Source organism: Flavobacterium sp., from assembly GCF_035195345.1.
Taxonomy (GTDB): Bacteria; Bacteroidota; Bacteroidia; order Flavobacteriales; family Flavobacteriaceae; genus Flavobacterium.
In genome coordinates this window covers 121986-137533 of sequence record NZ_CP136574.1, presented here as the reverse complement: position 1 = coordinate 137533, position 15548 = coordinate 121986, and the positions used below count along the sequence as shown (strand labels likewise).

Genomic DNA, 15548 nt, shown 5'->3' with positions numbered 1-15548 from the left:
AAGATGCAAATCTCATACGTCTATATACTAAAATGTGCTGATGATTCTTACTATACAGGAGTAACAAGTAATTTAATACAACGTATGTACCAACATCAGCTTTTTATCCAGATTGTTACACTGCTTCAAAAAGACCAGTAGAATTAGTCTTTTATGCTGAATTTACCGATATTAGATTCGCAATAGATAAAGAAAAACAAATTAAAAAATGGTCAAGAGTAAAAAAAGAAGCTTTAATAAATAGTGACTATGATGAACTTCCAAATCTTGCAAAGAAAAGGTTTGAAAAATAATAGTTTTCATTAGTTCTCGATACATTTTGCATTTGTAAATCTTTGGCTTTACAAATACAAAACAGTCGAAGTGACGAAGGTGGAATTAAGTTTCCATAAATCTTCACAGCATTTTCTGAATTCTAAATTCTAAATTCTAAATTGAATTTCGTAGTTTTGACAAATTCTAATCGTAAATGCAATTTAAACATCCCGAAATCCTCTATTTTCTTTTGCTGTTGGTTATACCAATATTGGTACATTTATTTCAATTACGTCGCTTTAAAAAAGAATATTTTACCAACGTAAAACTGCTGAAAGAACTTCAAATTCAAACCCGAAAAAGTTCTAAAATCAAGAAATGGTTGTTGTTAGCGACACGTTTGTTATTGTTAACTTGTTTAATTTTAGCATTTGCCCAACCTTTTTTTGATGCCAAAGACAATACCAACAAAGGAAACGAGTTAATTATCTTGTTAGATAATTCTTTTTCTATGCAAGCTAAAGGCACCAAAGGTGAATTACTGAAACGAAGCATTCAAGAATTGTTAGAAGAATTACCCGAAAACCAACAATTTTCATTGCTTACCAATTCCGAAGTGTTTTGGGATACGGATATCAAATCGATTCAAAAAGAATTGCAAAATTTAAAGTATTCGGCAATGCCATTTCAGTTGGATTACTTGATCAATCAAGTCGAAACCAAAAAGAAAAATACGAAAAAAGACTACGTTATCATCACTGATGCCGTTCAATCCGAAAGCAAAAAAGCATCGGATTTGGTAGAAAATAATATAGTCTATTTCATCCATCCCGAAGCGCAAAACAAAACCAACATCAGTATTGATAAAGTAGTAATTTCTCAAGTGTTAGACCAATTTTATGAATTGAAAATCACGCTACAAGCCTTTGGAGAAACCGAAAACGAAGTACCTCTTTCCGTGTTTAGTAATAATAAAGCGGTAGCCAAAACTATGGCGAAATTTGAAAATCAGAAAACGGAAATTTTAATCACCATTCCTAAAAACGATTTCCACGGAATCATTAGTATTGAAGATAATAGTTTAAGCTATGACAACGATTACTTCTTAAGCATTTCAAAACCGGAGAAAGCGAATATAATCGCCATTGGAAATTCTGATAAAAACAACTTTTTAAGTCGCATTTTTACAACTGATGAATTCAATTTTAAAAGCACCGAATTAGCGACTTTAGATTACAATCAAATCGAAAATCAAGAGGCAATTGTGTTGAATGAATTGGAAGATTTGCCTGTTGCTTTGGGAACAACTTTAAAATCATTTTATGAAAAAGGCGGTAATATTGTTTTGATTCCGAATGCAAAAAATACTCCAAGTCAATTAAATGCTTTTGCAAAAAACTTCGGTGGATTGAATTATACCCAACTTTCCGCTTCAACAAAACAAATCACGAAAATCAACTTTAGCCATCCGCTATTTCAAACTGTATTTGAGAAAAAAGTGACTAATTTTCAATATCCAAATGTAAAAGAAAGCTTTGGTCTATCAGGAATTACGAATATTTTGCAATACGAAGACAACGCAGTTTTTGTGGGTTCAACCACCAATCGCTTAGGAACTTTTTATGCATTTTCGGCACCTATAAACAAACAAAATAGTAACTTCCAAAATGCGCCATTGATAGTTCCCACCTTTTATAATATGGGACAAAATCAAGGCAAAACGGGAATTAACGCTTACACCATCGGAGAAAACGAAAACCTGATTTTAGAAACGATTTTAGCTAAAGACGAAGTAGTTTCGATTCAAAAAGAAGGATACAGTTTCATTCCGATGCAACAAATTTTGAATACCAAATGTAAACTGTCTTTTGGCGATTATCCTGAAGAAGCTGGAAATTTTGATGTCATCAAAGCAAATAATTCGCTAAAGAAAATCAGTTTCAACTATCCAAGAACCGAAAGTGACTTAACACAAGTTACAACTTCCAATTTTGAAAATTTCACGAAAGTAAACAACATAACCACTGTTCTAAACGACATTGCTTCCGAACGCACGAGCAATGAAATTTGGAAATGGTTTATTATTGCAACACTACTATTATTACTCACAGAACTACTAATCCAAAAATTTGTAAAATGACGCAAGTTATTCTAAAACAAGCCAAAATCATCGACGCTTCAAGTCCGTTTCATAACCAAACTATGGACATCAAAATTGAAAACGGAACGATAACGCAAATAGAAAAAGAAATCGCAACTACTTCTGGTTTTGAAGTAGTGACTGTTCCTAATTTACATATTTCACAAGGTTGGATGGATAGCTCGGTTTCGTTTGGAGAACCAGGCTATGAAGACCGTGAAACCATAGAAAACGGTTTAAAAGTTGCAGCTAAAAGCGGATTTACAGCGGTAGCCTTACAACCGAACTCAAACCCAACCATTGATAATCAAGCGCAAGTACGATTTGTATTGGACAGAGCTAAAAACCAAGCGACAACATTATATCCAATCGGAGCTTTAACCAAAGGAAGCGAAGGAACCGATTTAGCCGAATTATTCGACATGAAAAACGCTGGAGCCATTGCGTTTGGTGATTACAAGAAAGCATTACAAAATGCCAATTTACAAAAAATAGCCTTACAATATGTACAAGATTTCGACGGAATGGTGATCGCATTTTGTCAAGACAGCACGTTAAAAGGAATTGGAATTGCTAATGAAGGCATAGTAAGTACAAAACTAGGCATGAAAGGAATTCCAGCTTTAGCAGAAGAATTGCAAGTCGCACGTAACTTATTTTTATTAGAATATACCGGTGGAAAATTACACATTCCAACAGTTTCTACTCAAGGAAGTATCCAATTAATCAAAGAAGCCAAAGCAAAAGGATTACAAGTTACTTGTAGCGTTGCCGTTCACAATTTAGTCTTAAACGACGAGATTTTATTGGAATTTGATTCGAGATACAAAGTATTGCCTCCATTACGCGAAGAAGCTACTCGTAAAGCTTTAGTAGAAGCAGTATTAGACGGAACAATAGATTGTATCACATCCGATCATAATCCATTAGACATCGAACATAAAAAATTAGAATTCGATTTAGCCAAAGATGGAACCATCGGATTAGAAAGTTCTTTTGGAGTTTTACAAACAATTTTACCACTTGAAGTAATAGTTAATAAATTAGTTGCTAATAAACTGGTTTTCAATGTTAATAACCCTTCAATTATTATTGGAAACAAAGCCGATATTTCACTCTTTACAACAGCTAACGAATGGATTTTTGGAAAAGAAAACATCCAATCTAAATCAAAAAATTCAGCTTTCTTAGGACAAAAAATGAAAGGAAAAGCCATCGGAATTTACAACAATGGACAACTGATAATTGATAATGAATAATTGATAATTTTTTAGAATATGAACGAAATAGAAAAAGGCAAGCAAACGGCAATTGTAAGCTATTTAACCATTATAGGTTCGGTAATTGCAATATTTATGAACCAAGAAGAAAACCGTAATGAATTTGCTAGTTTTCATATTCGACAAGCATTAGGTATTTTCTTGACCTTCTTTTTATTAGGATATCCAATAGGGTATTTTGATAATTGGATGGTTTCAGCTTCTTTTTGGATTTTTATTTTTATTTTATGGGTTTATGGATTTATAACGTGTTTAAATAATGAGACAAAAATGGTTCCTTTTTTAGGAGAACTCTTCCAAAAAGTATTCAAATCCTTTTAAACTTTTAAACACCCAAACTTTTAACCTTTTTTAAATGAACTTACACTATCTAATTCAAGAACCTAAAATTATACACGAAAAAAATCCAGTATTAATATTACTACATGGCTATGGCAGTAACGAAGAAGATTTATTTTCTTTTGCTCCTGAATTACCAAACGATAGTTACGTGATATCGGTTCGTGCGCCTTATGATTTACAACCGTATGGTCATGCTTGGTATGCCATTCATTTTGACGCAGACGAAAATAAATTTTCTGATAACGAACAAGCCAAAGAATCAGTAGCGCTAATTGCTAGTTTTATTGAAGAGATTGTTAAACAATATCCTATCGACACTAAAAATGTAACTTTAATAGGCTTTAGTCAAGGTGCCATTTTAAGTTATGCTACTGCCCTAACCTATCCTGAAAAAATAGCAAAAGTGGTTGCATTAAGCGGTTATTTCAATCAAGACATCTTACCAGAAGTTATTGATACCAAAGCCATTTCACATTTGAAATTCTTTGTTTCCCATGGTACGGTTGACCAAGTAATCCCAGTTGACTGGGCTCGAAAAGCAAAACCTGCGTTAGAAAATTTAGGTTTGAAAGTAGCTTATCATGAATATCCTATTGGACATGGTGTAGCACCTCAAAATTTCTTTGATTTTAAGAATTGGTTATTACGCTAAGTAATCTTAAGCAAAATATAAGTGTTTCTTTAACTAATTATTCTTTACTTTTGTACTTTAAATAAAACAAAGGTATGGCATCAATTACACTAGGAGGAAATCCAATTCACACAAATGGCGAATTGCCAAAAGTAGGTTCAAAAGCAACCGATTTTAATTTAGTTAAAACCGATTTAGGAACAGCAACCTTAGCTGATTTTGCTGGTTCAAGAGTGGTTTTAAATATTTTTCCAAGCATTGATACGGGAACTTGTGCAACTTCGGTTAGAAAATTTAACGAAAACGCAAGTACGTTAGAAAACACAAAAGTTTTATGTATTTCAAGAGATTTACCTTTTGCTCAAAAACGTTTTTGTGGTGCTGAAGGTATAGAAAACGTAATCAATCTTTCTGATTTTAAAGAAGGTAGCTTTGGTAAAAACTTTGGTTTAGAAATTACCGATGGTCCTTTAGCAGGTTTACATTCGCGTGTAGTAATTGTTTTAGATGAAAACGGAACAATTCTTCATACCGAACAAGTTAGCGAAATTGCAAACGAACCAAATTATGAAGCAGCTTTGGCTGTATTATAATTGATTATAAACTAGATTTGTCAGGCTGAACCCGTTTCAGCTTCTTTCAAAGAAGTTTTAGAATCCATAAAGTAATTCTAAAACGTGTTCAGCATGACAAAATTCTTATTTTGATTGCCTTATACAATCAAAAAAAAAAATTAAAACATAGTAAATGAAATTCGAAAAAGACGAAACCCTTTTTACAGGCCGATTAAAAAGTATGGTGTATGCCCTTAAAGGAGCATTCAAATTAATAACAACAGAGCACAGTGTTATGGTGCAATCGTCTTTGGCGGTGCTCATGACATTTGCTGGATTTTATGTAGGCATTAACCGATATGAATGGATGATGCAAATTCTTGTATTTGGCTTAGTTTTAGGAATCGAAGGCTTAAATACTGCAGTAGAAAAAATTGCCGATTTTATTCACCCAGATTTTCACGAACGCATTGGTTTTATTAAAGATATTGCCGCTGGTGCTGTATTTTTTGCAGCTTTAACTGCAATTGCAATCGGATGTATTATTTATTTTCCGTATTTGTTTTAATTTAGCTACTTTTGTAAAAATTGTTACTTTTACATGGCAAAAAAAACAAGCAAAGACTCCGTTAATAACCCTACTGAAACCAAAGAAAAATTCTCTTGGCGTTTAAGTCGTCAGCAGAAATTTATTTTAGGTATTTCGCTAATTTTCTTTTCATTAGCCTTATTACTTTCTTTTATTTCGTATTTCATTACAGGTAATAACGACCAAGATTTGGTAACTCAATTAATGAACAGAGATGCTAAAGCTGAAAACTGGTTGGGTAAATTTGGAGCTTACTTGGCCGACTTCTTTTTGTACAAAGGATTTGGAGTAGCCTCGTTTATATTTGTTAGAATATTATTTTTACTGGGCGCTTATGGTGTGTTAGACATACCGATATCTAAACTTAATAAAAGTTTTTTTTGGGACTTTTATTTAATCATTTTCGTTTCTGTAATCTTAGGCTTTTTCTGGGACTATATTCCGCAACTTGGAGGAACTGTTGGGTATGAAATGAATCTATACATTCAAGATTATATCGGAAAAACAGGAACCCTTTTAGTACTGCTATTTGGTATTCTAATTTTCTTAATTTTTAAAATTAAAATATCACCAGATAGCTTCACCAAAGTTTTTGAAAAGCCACAAACAGCATTTAACGAAGACATTAGCGCAGCTGTAATTCCTGTTCCTCTGAAAGAAGATACTGAAGAAGATGAGGAGGAGATCAATACTGATTTACCTTTAACTACTCCTTACAACGCTAAAGAAGACTTCGTTTTAACGGAAGACGAAGAAGAAATGGGCAATTTCGAATTAAAAACCTACCCTTCTTCTTTTGAAATTGATAAAGAAGCTCTAAAACCAACAATTGCTTCAGCATCGGAATTAAATTTAGATCCTAAGCCAAAAGTAGAAACACCAGAAATAACTAACTTTTCTATCGAAGACCGAAGCATTCCCAAAGAAGATTTTGTAAATGAAGATGCTTTTGTTATTGAAAAAGTGGAAGAAGAAGAATTGGTTGAAGAAAATTTAGCCGCTAAATTGGTGCAAGATTTTGGGCTATTTGACCCGACATTAGAATTATCGCACTACCAATTTCCTTCGATTGACTTACTAAAAGAATATTCTTCCGGTGGTATTACAATCAATCAAGCAGAATTAGAAGAAAATAAAAATAAAATTGTAGATACCTTAAAAAATTACAGCATCGGTATTTCGCAAATAAAAGCAACAGTAGGTCCTACGGTTACTTTATACGAAATTGTCCCAGAAGCAGGAATTCGTATCTCCAAAATTAAAAACTTAGAAGACGATATTGCGTTATCGTTAGCCGCATTAGGAATCCGTATTATCGCACCTATTCCTGGAAAAGGAACTATAGGTATTGAAGTACCAAACAACAATCCAACTATGGTTTCCATGAAGAGTGTTATTTCTTCACCTAAATTCCAAACCGCTGAAATGGAATTACCTATTGCTTTAGGGAAAACCATTTCGAATGAAACATTTGTAGTAGATTTAGCTAAAATGCCTCACTTACTGATGGCAGGTGCTACAGGACAAGGAAAATCGGTAGGATTAAATGCTGTATTGACTTCCCTACTTTACAAAAAACATCCAGCCGAAGTGAAATTCGTTCTGGTGGATCCGAAAAAGGTTGAATTAACCCTTTTCAATAAAATTGAACGCCATTATTTAGCTAAACTACCTGATGGTGGCGATGCTATTATTACAGATAATACTAAGGTTATCAATACCTTAAACTCGTTGTGTATTGAAATGGACAACCGTTATTCTTTATTAAAAGATGCCATGGTACGTAACATTAAAGAATACAACGAAAAATTCAAAAACCGAAAATTAAATCCTGAAAACGGACACCGTTTTTTACCTTACATCGTATTAGTGGTCGACGAGTTTGCCGATTTAATTATGACCGCTGGTAAAGAAGTGGAAACACCTATTGCGCGTTTGGCACAATTAGCCCGTGCTATTGGTATTCATTTGATTATTGCCACGCAACGTCCGTCAGTAAACGTAATTACAGGAATGATTAAGGCCAACTTCCCTGCGCGTATTGCGTTTAGAGTAACCTCTAAAATTGATTCAAGAACCATTTTAGATTCAGGTGGTGCTGATCAGTTAATTGGACGAGGTGATTTACTTTACACACAAGGTAACGAAATCGTCAGAGTGCAATGTGCTTTTGTTGACACGCCTGAAGTAGATAAAATTTGTGATTTCATCGGTTCGCAAAAAGCATATCCCGAAGCTTACTTACTTCCAGAATATGTGGGAGAAGATAGTGGCATAAAACTTGATATAGATATCTCCGAAAGAGATTCTTTGTTTAGAGATGCTGCTGAAGTTATCGTAACTGCACAACAAGGAAGTGCTTCGCTAATTCAAAGAAAATTGAAACTAGGTTACAACAGAGCTGGCCGCTTAATTGATCAATTAGAAGCCGCTGGTATTGTAGGACCATTTGAAGGAAGTAAAGCCCGTTCCGTTTTAATTCCTGATTTAGTTGCTCTGGAACATTTTTTAAACAATGAACAAAATTAATATCCAAATGACACGTTTTTTACAAGTTGCAATCGCATTACTTATTGGTTTTTCATTACAAGCACAAGATGCTAAAAAAGCAAAAGAATTATTAGACGAAGTATCTGACAAAGTAAAATCGTATAATAACATTGTGATTGACTTTAAATACTCTTTAAACAATCCAAAAGAGAACATAAACCAAGAAAGTAAAGGAAACGTTACACTTCAAGGAAATTTATACAACCTAAATTTCATGGGAGTAAGCAAAATTTTTGATGGAAAAAAAGTATATACTATTGTTCCTGAAGATGAAGAAGTTACTATTGCTAATTTTGATGCGAAAGACGATAATGCCATCACTCCAAATAAAATGTTGACATTCTTTAATTCAGGCTATAAATACGCTTGGGACATTCCTCAGAATCTAAAAGGACGAAAAATTCAATTCATAAAATTAACCCCTATTAGCAACAAAGACCAACGAAAAGAAATCTTAATTGGAATTGATGTACAAACCAAACACATCTACACGATTATTGAAGTAGGCAAAAATGGGACAAAAACAACTTTAACTGTTAATTCTTTTAAAACAAATCAGCCATTATCGAAAAATCATTTTACCTTTACCAAATCAAAATATCCTAATTATTACATCAATAAATTAGACTAATTCGGTTCGGGTGAAAATATTAGATAAATACATTATTAAATCTTTCATGATTACATTTACTACGGTATTTGTAATCTTGTTTTTTATATTCGTTTTACAAGGAATTTGGCTCTTCATTGCTGAATTAGCGGGTAAAGATTTGGACTTCTTTACTATTATTAAATTCCTTTCGTTCTATGCACCAACCATCGTTCCTTTAGTTTTACCACTTTCGGTATTATTAGCGGCTATTATGACCTTTGGTAGTTTTGCAGAAAACTATGAGTTTGCGGCTATGAAATCCTCTGGAATTTCGTTGCAACGCGCCATGAAAATGCTTACCATTACAATTGGAATTTTGGCCTTTGTATCTTTCTTTTTTGCCAACAACGTAATTCCAGACGCTCAATACAAATTCATCAACCTTAGAAAAACGATTGTACAGCAAAAACCAGCTATGGCAATTGCAGAAGGACAATTTAATACCATTGGTACATCAAACATCAAAGTAGAAAAAAAATCGGGTGAAAATGGTGAGTTTTTAGAAGGCATTACCATGCATGTAAAAAACAACAGTATGGGATTGGGTGCTAATACCGTAATTAAAGCCAAAACCGGTATATTAACTAGTGAAGACGATTCCAATTACTTACAATTAGAATTATACGATGGCTATTACTACGAAGACCTGCATCCTAAAAAATTTGAAGAACGCAAGCGACTTCCATTTACAAAAAGTAGTTTTAAAAAATATGTAATAAACATTGATTTAACCAAGTTAAACCAAGCAGAAATAGACGATGGAAATATTACATCAGAAAAAATGCTGACGGTTCCTGAATTAAAATATACCATAGATTCGTTGCAAAAAAATTACAACAAAGACGTAATTTCTTATGCCGAAAATATCATTATGCGTACGGAAAATATTTTCAGAAGAAAAAACAATTCCACCACAGCTAAAGACACATTACCTAAAAAAGAAGTTCCAAAAGAATTACTGTCTATTTTTAACGAAATGGAACGTAAACAAATTTTGGAAACAGCCAAAAGCAATACTACTAGTAGTGAATTTAGCATACAAAGCAATAAAATAGATTTAGAAATTAAATCGAAAAACATCAACAATCACTGGTTAGCCATACATGAAAAATTTGTAATTGCTTACTCCTGCTTATTAATGTTTTTCATCGGTGCTCCACTGGGTGCAATCATCAGAAAAGGTGGACTAGGTTTACCAATCGTTTTTGCGATGTTAATTTTTATTTCGTTCCATTTCATCAATACTTTTGGTAGAAAAATTGCACAAGAAGATTCCATTCCTCCCTTTTTAGGTGCTTGGATGGCCTCAATAATAATGACTCCTTTTGCAGTGCTACTAACGTATCGCGCAACTAATGATATTGGAATGTCTATTAACTTTGATTGGTTAACAGAACCTCTTATAAAATTGTTTTCTAAAAAAGAAGATAAAGAAACAATCGAAATGCAATTCAAACGCCAAATTGTTTCATTAGACAGCTTAAGTATTGACTTATCTAACGAAGAATATACATCGTTAAACGCAATGGAAACCAATGTAATCAAAGGAATTGTAAAAAATTCAGATCAATTTGGGTATACTACCGATTACCGTTTAAAAGCACTAAAAATATTAGAAAATCGAGGCGTTCATCAAGAAGAATTATTACAAACAAATAGTTTATACAACGGCGATTATTTAAAATTAAACTACTACTATACTTTATATCAAAAACAAAGTGGCTTAGCCTTAACTTTTAGTCTTTTATCAATTGTATTTGCTACTTTATCAACTTCAGGAAATGTTATCCTGATGGTTGTTGGTTTAGTTAATTTAGTTCTAATGTATACCACCATACATAAATCGTCAGAGAGTTTACAAGAAATCAAAGCCATTACAAATCGGGATAATTTTACAAACATTTATTTGGCTTTCTTTTTAGGATTCCCATTTTTTATTTTTATCTATTTATATAACAAAATACAATTAAAAGAGGCAGTAGCCGAATATACAGAATAACCTACAACAACAACTAACACCATGTCAAAGAACATACAACTAAACACTATAGAAGAAGCTATTGAAGACATCCGTCAAGGGAAAGTAATCATAGTAGTAGACGATGAAGACAGAGAAAACGAAGGTGACTTTTTAGCTGCGGCTGAAAAAGTAACACCCGAAATGATAAACTTTATGGCAACTCACGGTAGAGGACTTATTTGTGCTCCTTTAACCGAATCGCGTTGTAAAGAACTTGAGCTTCATGCTATGGTGCGTAACAATACAGACCACATGGAAACTGCTTTTACAGTTTCTGTCGATTTAAAAGGGAAAGGTGTAAGTACAGGAATATCAGCTTCTGACCGCGCATTAACCATACAAGCTTTAATTGATACAGAAACAAAACCATACGATTTAGCACGTCCAGGACATATATTCCCATTAATTGCCAAACAAGGCGGTGTATTAAGAAGAACAGGACACACTGAAGCAGCTATCGACTTTGCACGTTTAGCAGGTTTTAAACCAGCTGGTGTGATTGTTGAAATCATGAACGAAGACGGAACCATGGCACGTTTACCGGAATTGGTAGAAGTAGCTAAAAAGTTTGACTTAAAACTAGTTTCTATCGAAGACTTAGTGGCTTATAGAATGCAACACGACAGTTTAATTCAAAAGAAAGAAGATTTTGATATTGAAACGCGTTTTGGAACCTTCAGAATGCGTGCCTATTTACAAACTACCAACAAACAAGTTCACATTGCATTAACAAAAGGAACTTGGAATGCTGGCGATACCGTAGTTACAAGAATTAATACCACCCAAGTAAACAACGATATATTAGGTACTTTAACCAACGATAACGACAAAAAGCTTGAAGATATCTTCAGAAAAATTAATGAAGCGGAAAAAGGTGCTATCATTTTTATTAACCAAGAAGTAAAATCATTAGAGTTACTAGATCGTATCGCTGAATTAAAAGTATTACAAAGCGCTGGCGAAATGAAAGCGCCTCAAATTAAAATGGATGCTAAAGATTTTGGAATTGGCGCACAAATATTACACGACCTAGACATCACAAAAATCAAATTACTTTCTAACGGCTCTGCTCCTACCAAACGTGTTGGAATGATTGGCTACGGTTTAGAAATTATGGAATATATAAATTACTAAAAAAAGTAAAACATTTTATACAAAAACGCTCAAGATAATCTTGAGCGTTTTTGTATTTGTATTTCCCATAGTATAAATATCTTTTGTAATAGAATAATAAAGCTTAAATTCAACCTTCATTAATTAACATTAACCATTCCCCCTCAACTATAATTACTCCGAAGTAGTAATATACTAACTAAAGCCAGACACTTTGTGCGATGAAGAAAACCACTTTTAAAAGAGAAAACCGTAACTCTATAACCTCTTCATTTCCAAATCGGACACCACATTAATTTTCATTCCCATAGTATTGATGCTAGTATTCATAACCCCTTTCACTAAAGAAAACATTCCTAAATTGCAATCAAAAAAACTGTCTAAATCCATACTAATTGAAGGCATCATTTGATTAGTTAAAGCAATACCTTGCTGTTCTTCTGGACTCAAGTCGCTCATCATTTGATTCATATTTGGCATTTCCATAGACATCGAAGAATTCTCAGATTGAATGGTAGTAGACGACCCAAACGTACTTTTGGATTTATCCGACTCCATTTTATAATTCAGTTGTGCTACACCATTACTAATATTTTTTGCCAAAATAGCAATGGTATAAATACTCACGGTAGATTGTGACCTATCACCTTGACTTACTGTTCCTTCTGGTAAAACCAACAGCTCCAAATAATCATAAGGCAATACATCAACAAGATCCGTATTCTCATCTACTTTAATTTTAATTTGTTTAACGGGTTGCGTTGCTTTAATAGAATATCCTGCTTTAATCGCACCTGTTTTAGTATCAAATTCGGCATAAGCATCAACGCTAACATCGCCTGCTTCGCCACCTACATGCAATGAAGAGTCGTTAGCTTTAGAATATACAAGCACATTCCCTTGAGCTGTAGTAACTAATGTTAACCTTTTCAAAAACGTAAAATTTCCTTTGGCATCAACTTTAAAATCACTTTTAATAGCAGTTGCTGGCAAATTAACTAACGATGCCAAAACCCTACCTTTAGAATCCACCACTTTATAATCTAGTAAGTACAAAGTACCAGATGCAGTTCCTTTGGCATCAACATTAGTAATCGCCATTAAGAATTTAGTAGTACCTTTAAACTTGTCTTTCATTTGCATACCCAATACAGAAGTAGTCACCTGATCGTTTTGATTGGCAACAAAAGTATATTTTTTTCCAGCTACCCATTTGTAATTCATTGTAACCGCTCCAGAAGATACACTAGAAGAACCATTAGTACTCTTAGGAGCTGGAGTTGCAATTAGTTCTTTTGGTGTTGAAGTAATTGCAGTAGATGGTGCTACAGGAACTACTTCCTCAATAGGTGCTGATGGCGTTTCGGCATCTACATTTTGAAAGCTTGTAGCGTATTGATTAGCACTAGGAATAGCCTCTTCTATAGGCACTTCTCCAAAATAGCGCAATTTATATCCTTTTGAAGTTTTCGTTATTTTGGTTGTAGCTTCAACACCCATTTCTGGAAAGTAAAAATTCTGTTTTACCGTACCCAATGCCTTATCCTGAAAAATCACCATCAATGCATTATCAGGTGTTTTTATGTTGGTAACTTTAACATTAGTTTCAGGTGTCGCATTTTGCTTAATCCCATTAACAACCAAATAAAATGGATTCAAATCCTCTGAAAACACAACCAAATTGGATGTCTGAGACCAAGAATTCATTACAAAAACGATAGAAATACTGAAGAGTAGAATTAATTTTTTCATATTTTTTTTAATAATTTTAAGCTAAACTACAAAAAAAATATCAAATCTAACCCCTCACCTCTCACCCAAAAAAAACATTTTTTATATCCAAAATTTTACTTACTTTTGTTTAATAATTTATTTAAAAAGATAAACAAAGTGAAACCCATAAGCCCACCCAATACCAACGAAGCGCTAACCGAAAGTCAAATTGATCGCATTATTGAAATGGCATGGGAAGACCGAACCCCTTTTGATGCGATTACTTTCCAATTTGGATTGGCGGAAGCCGACGTAAAAGCCTTGATGAAAAAGGAACTCAAATGGAGCAGTTACAAATTGTGGCGCACACGAGTAGAAAATTGCAAAACCAAGCACAGCGCTAAACGCAATGCAGACATTGACCGATTTAAATGCACAAGACAACGCAACATCTCCAACAATAAAATTTCTAAAAGGTAAATTCATGGAAGCAAAAAAACCAGACAATGTGGTGTATTCTGAAACAGAAGGCTACAATGCCAAATTAATGACCTATGCTACCAATGTGGGCGCACCCGTAATTCAAATTGAAGATGTAGCTGCCTTTAAGAGCAGAGGCATTAGAAGTGTCAACAAAGAATTTGAAAACAAATTCAACGAGCTCAAAATACAATATGAAAATTTAATGAAAGAGTTTGAATACAATGAATTGGTTTACAATGCCAAATTCTCATTTGAACCTGTTATTGGAGAAATATACCACCTGTACCGTGGCACCGATGGTCTTAACTTTTTATCGCTAATTGCACCCACAGAATGTGCAAGAGAACACCTGGGCTCCTTCAGACTCAACAGTGATAAAAAATGGATATTTATTGGATAAAGGAACCAATAACAGGAAGTACACTAGATAAATGCAGGCCTTTATTTTAAAACGTAAAACAATAAGGCTCTCTGTTATTTTCAAAATGTTATTTATTCTCTAACCAAGCCTCTCCTATTTTTTTAACCTTACTGGTTTTCCATAAAAAAGCATAGCGTTCCGTTTTATACGCACTACTGCTTGTTGGGTCACTAACAACATAATCCCATTTAAAACCCATTCTATTTAAAGCCTCTGCTAACTTTGCTAGTGCTTGTGAACCTCCGGATCCTGCTACAACTTCTTGCAAAGCCACAACATCATAATCCTTTAGAATATTAACTAAGTATAATAAATCAGATTGTGACTTAGAACTTCCTAAATTCTCTACATTTCAAGAAAGAAGTTTTACTTGGGAAAATAAAGCGGTAGAAAAGAGTATTAAAAAAAACAGTCGTTTTTCATAGCACTAATCTTCCCAACCACATAGAGTTAGTCCCATTCCTTTAGCTTCATTTAAAGTTACTTTTTTAATTGTATGCTTACAATTACTTAAACCTTTACAAGTTTTCGTAAAATGATAACTTTTAGCACCTTTAGAAACGCAGATATAAACATCAGATTCTAAACTAGTAAATGATGTAAATACAAAGATGAATAGAAGTAAAATATTTTTTTTTCATTTTTAACTTATTTCATCTAAATTAGAGAAAAAAAATAAAAAAACAATTGTTAATAATTAAATATTATATTTTTGTGAAATTAGGTGCATATATGTATTTCCGCATTAAATATTCCCTAAATAAGCATATTTTTACAAAAACTAATTTTTTGGTAAAGAAGTTTA

General features: G+C 33.3%; 13 protein-coding genes and 2 pseudogenes. 13 read left to right on the top strand and 2 right to left on the bottom strand.

The features are described from left to right. The first annotated feature begins 3 nt into the window (after nt 1-3). From RSE15_RS00550 to ribB, 11 genes and pseudogenes are all read left to right on the top strand, one after another. Nucleotides 4-293: pseudogene (locus RSE15_RS00550) on the top strand (GIY-YIG nuclease family protein). Nucleotides 294-526: 233 nt separating this feature from the next. After that, the gene (locus RSE15_RS00545; protein WP_324069047.1) at nt 527-2395 is read left to right on the top strand and encodes a vWA domain-containing protein; all 1869 of its coding nucleotides are present in this window, start codon (nt 527-529) and stop codon (nt 2393-2395) included. Continuing rightward, the gene (locus RSE15_RS00540; protein WP_324069046.1) at nt 2392-3654 is read left to right on the top strand and encodes a dihydroorotase; all 1263 of its coding nucleotides are present in this window, start codon (nt 2392-2394) and stop codon (nt 3652-3654) included. The genes RSE15_RS00545 and RSE15_RS00540 overlap by 4 nt, the downstream gene beginning before the upstream one ends. Nucleotides 3655-3672: 18 nt before the next feature. Then, entirely contained in the window at nt 3673-3996 is a 324-nt protein-coding gene (locus RSE15_RS00535) for a hypothetical protein (RefSeq protein ID WP_324069045.1), read from the top strand. A gap of 34 nt (nt 3997-4030) precedes the next feature. Continuing rightward, nucleotides 4031-4669 (top strand): alpha/beta hydrolase, encoded by a 639-nt coding sequence (locus RSE15_RS00530; RefSeq protein ID WP_324069044.1) that lies wholly within the window; start codon nt 4031-4033, stop codon nt 4667-4669. A gap of 74 nt (nt 4670-4743) precedes the next feature. Beyond that, nucleotides 4744-5241, top strand: coding sequence for a thiol peroxidase (gene tpx / locus RSE15_RS00525; RefSeq protein WP_324069043.1), 498 nt, complete (start codon nt 4744-4746; stop codon nt 5239-5241). A 154-nt stretch (nt 5242-5395) separates the two neighbouring features. After that, the gene (locus RSE15_RS00520) at nt 5396-5770 is read left to right on the top strand and encodes a diacylglycerol kinase (RefSeq protein WP_324069042.1); all 375 of its coding nucleotides are present in this window, start codon (nt 5396-5398) and stop codon (nt 5768-5770) included. Nucleotides 5771-5803: 33 nt separating this feature from the next. Further along, nucleotides 5804-8320: a DNA translocase FtsK gene (locus tag RSE15_RS00515; protein ID WP_324069041.1), complete on the top strand. Its 2517-nt coding sequence runs from the start codon at nt 5804-5806 to the stop codon at nt 8318-8320. Next, the gene (locus RSE15_RS00510) at nt 8307-8972 is read left to right on the top strand and encodes an outer membrane lipoprotein periplasmic chaperone LolA1 (RefSeq protein WP_416380761.1); all 666 of its coding nucleotides are present in this window, start codon (nt 8307-8309) and stop codon (nt 8970-8972) included. Before RSE15_RS00515 ends, RSE15_RS00510 begins: the two co-directional genes overlap by 14 nt. Before the next feature lie 10 nt (nt 8973-8982). After that, a pseudogene (locus tag RSE15_RS00505) lies at nt 8983-10413 on the top strand (LptF/LptG family permease); the annotation flags it as partial. A gap of 600 nt (nt 10414-11013) precedes the next feature. Then, a complete protein-coding gene (ribB, locus tag RSE15_RS00500; protein ID WP_324069039.1) occupies nt 11014-12147 on the top strand; it encodes a 3,4-dihydroxy-2-butanone-4-phosphate synthase in 1134 nt (377 codons plus the stop codon). A gap of 237 nt (nt 12148-12384) precedes the next feature. Here the strand turns inward: ribB and RSE15_RS00495 are convergent, their stop codons facing one another. Next, the gene (locus RSE15_RS00495; RefSeq protein ID WP_324069038.1) at nt 12385-13878 is read right to left on the bottom strand and encodes a hypothetical protein; all 1494 of its coding nucleotides are present in this window, start codon (nt 13876-13878) and stop codon (nt 12385-12387) included. A 207-nt stretch (nt 13879-14085) separates the two neighbouring features. On the opposite strand from RSE15_RS00495, the gene RSE15_RS00490 reads away from it, so the two are divergent. Continuing rightward, nucleotides 14086-14319: a TIGR03643 family protein gene (locus tag RSE15_RS00490; RefSeq protein ID WP_324070382.1), complete on the top strand. Its 234-nt coding sequence runs from the start codon at nt 14086-14088 to the stop codon at nt 14317-14319. 4 nt (nt 14320-14323) lie between these two features. Next, nucleotides 14324-14722: a DUF2452 domain-containing protein gene (locus RSE15_RS00485; RefSeq protein ID WP_324069037.1), complete on the top strand. Its 399-nt coding sequence runs from the start codon at nt 14324-14326 to the stop codon at nt 14720-14722. Nucleotides 14723-14810: 88 nt separating this feature from the next. Here RSE15_RS00485 and RSE15_RS00480 read toward each other — a convergent pair whose 3' ends face one another. Next, nucleotides 14811-15017 carry an exonuclease/endonuclease/phosphatase family protein gene (locus RSE15_RS00480; RefSeq protein WP_324069036.1) on the bottom strand — a complete coding sequence of 69 codons (207 nt, stop codon included), beginning with the start codon at nt 15015-15017 and terminating at the stop codon, nt 14811-14813. Nucleotides 15018-15548 lie beyond the last annotated feature (531 nt).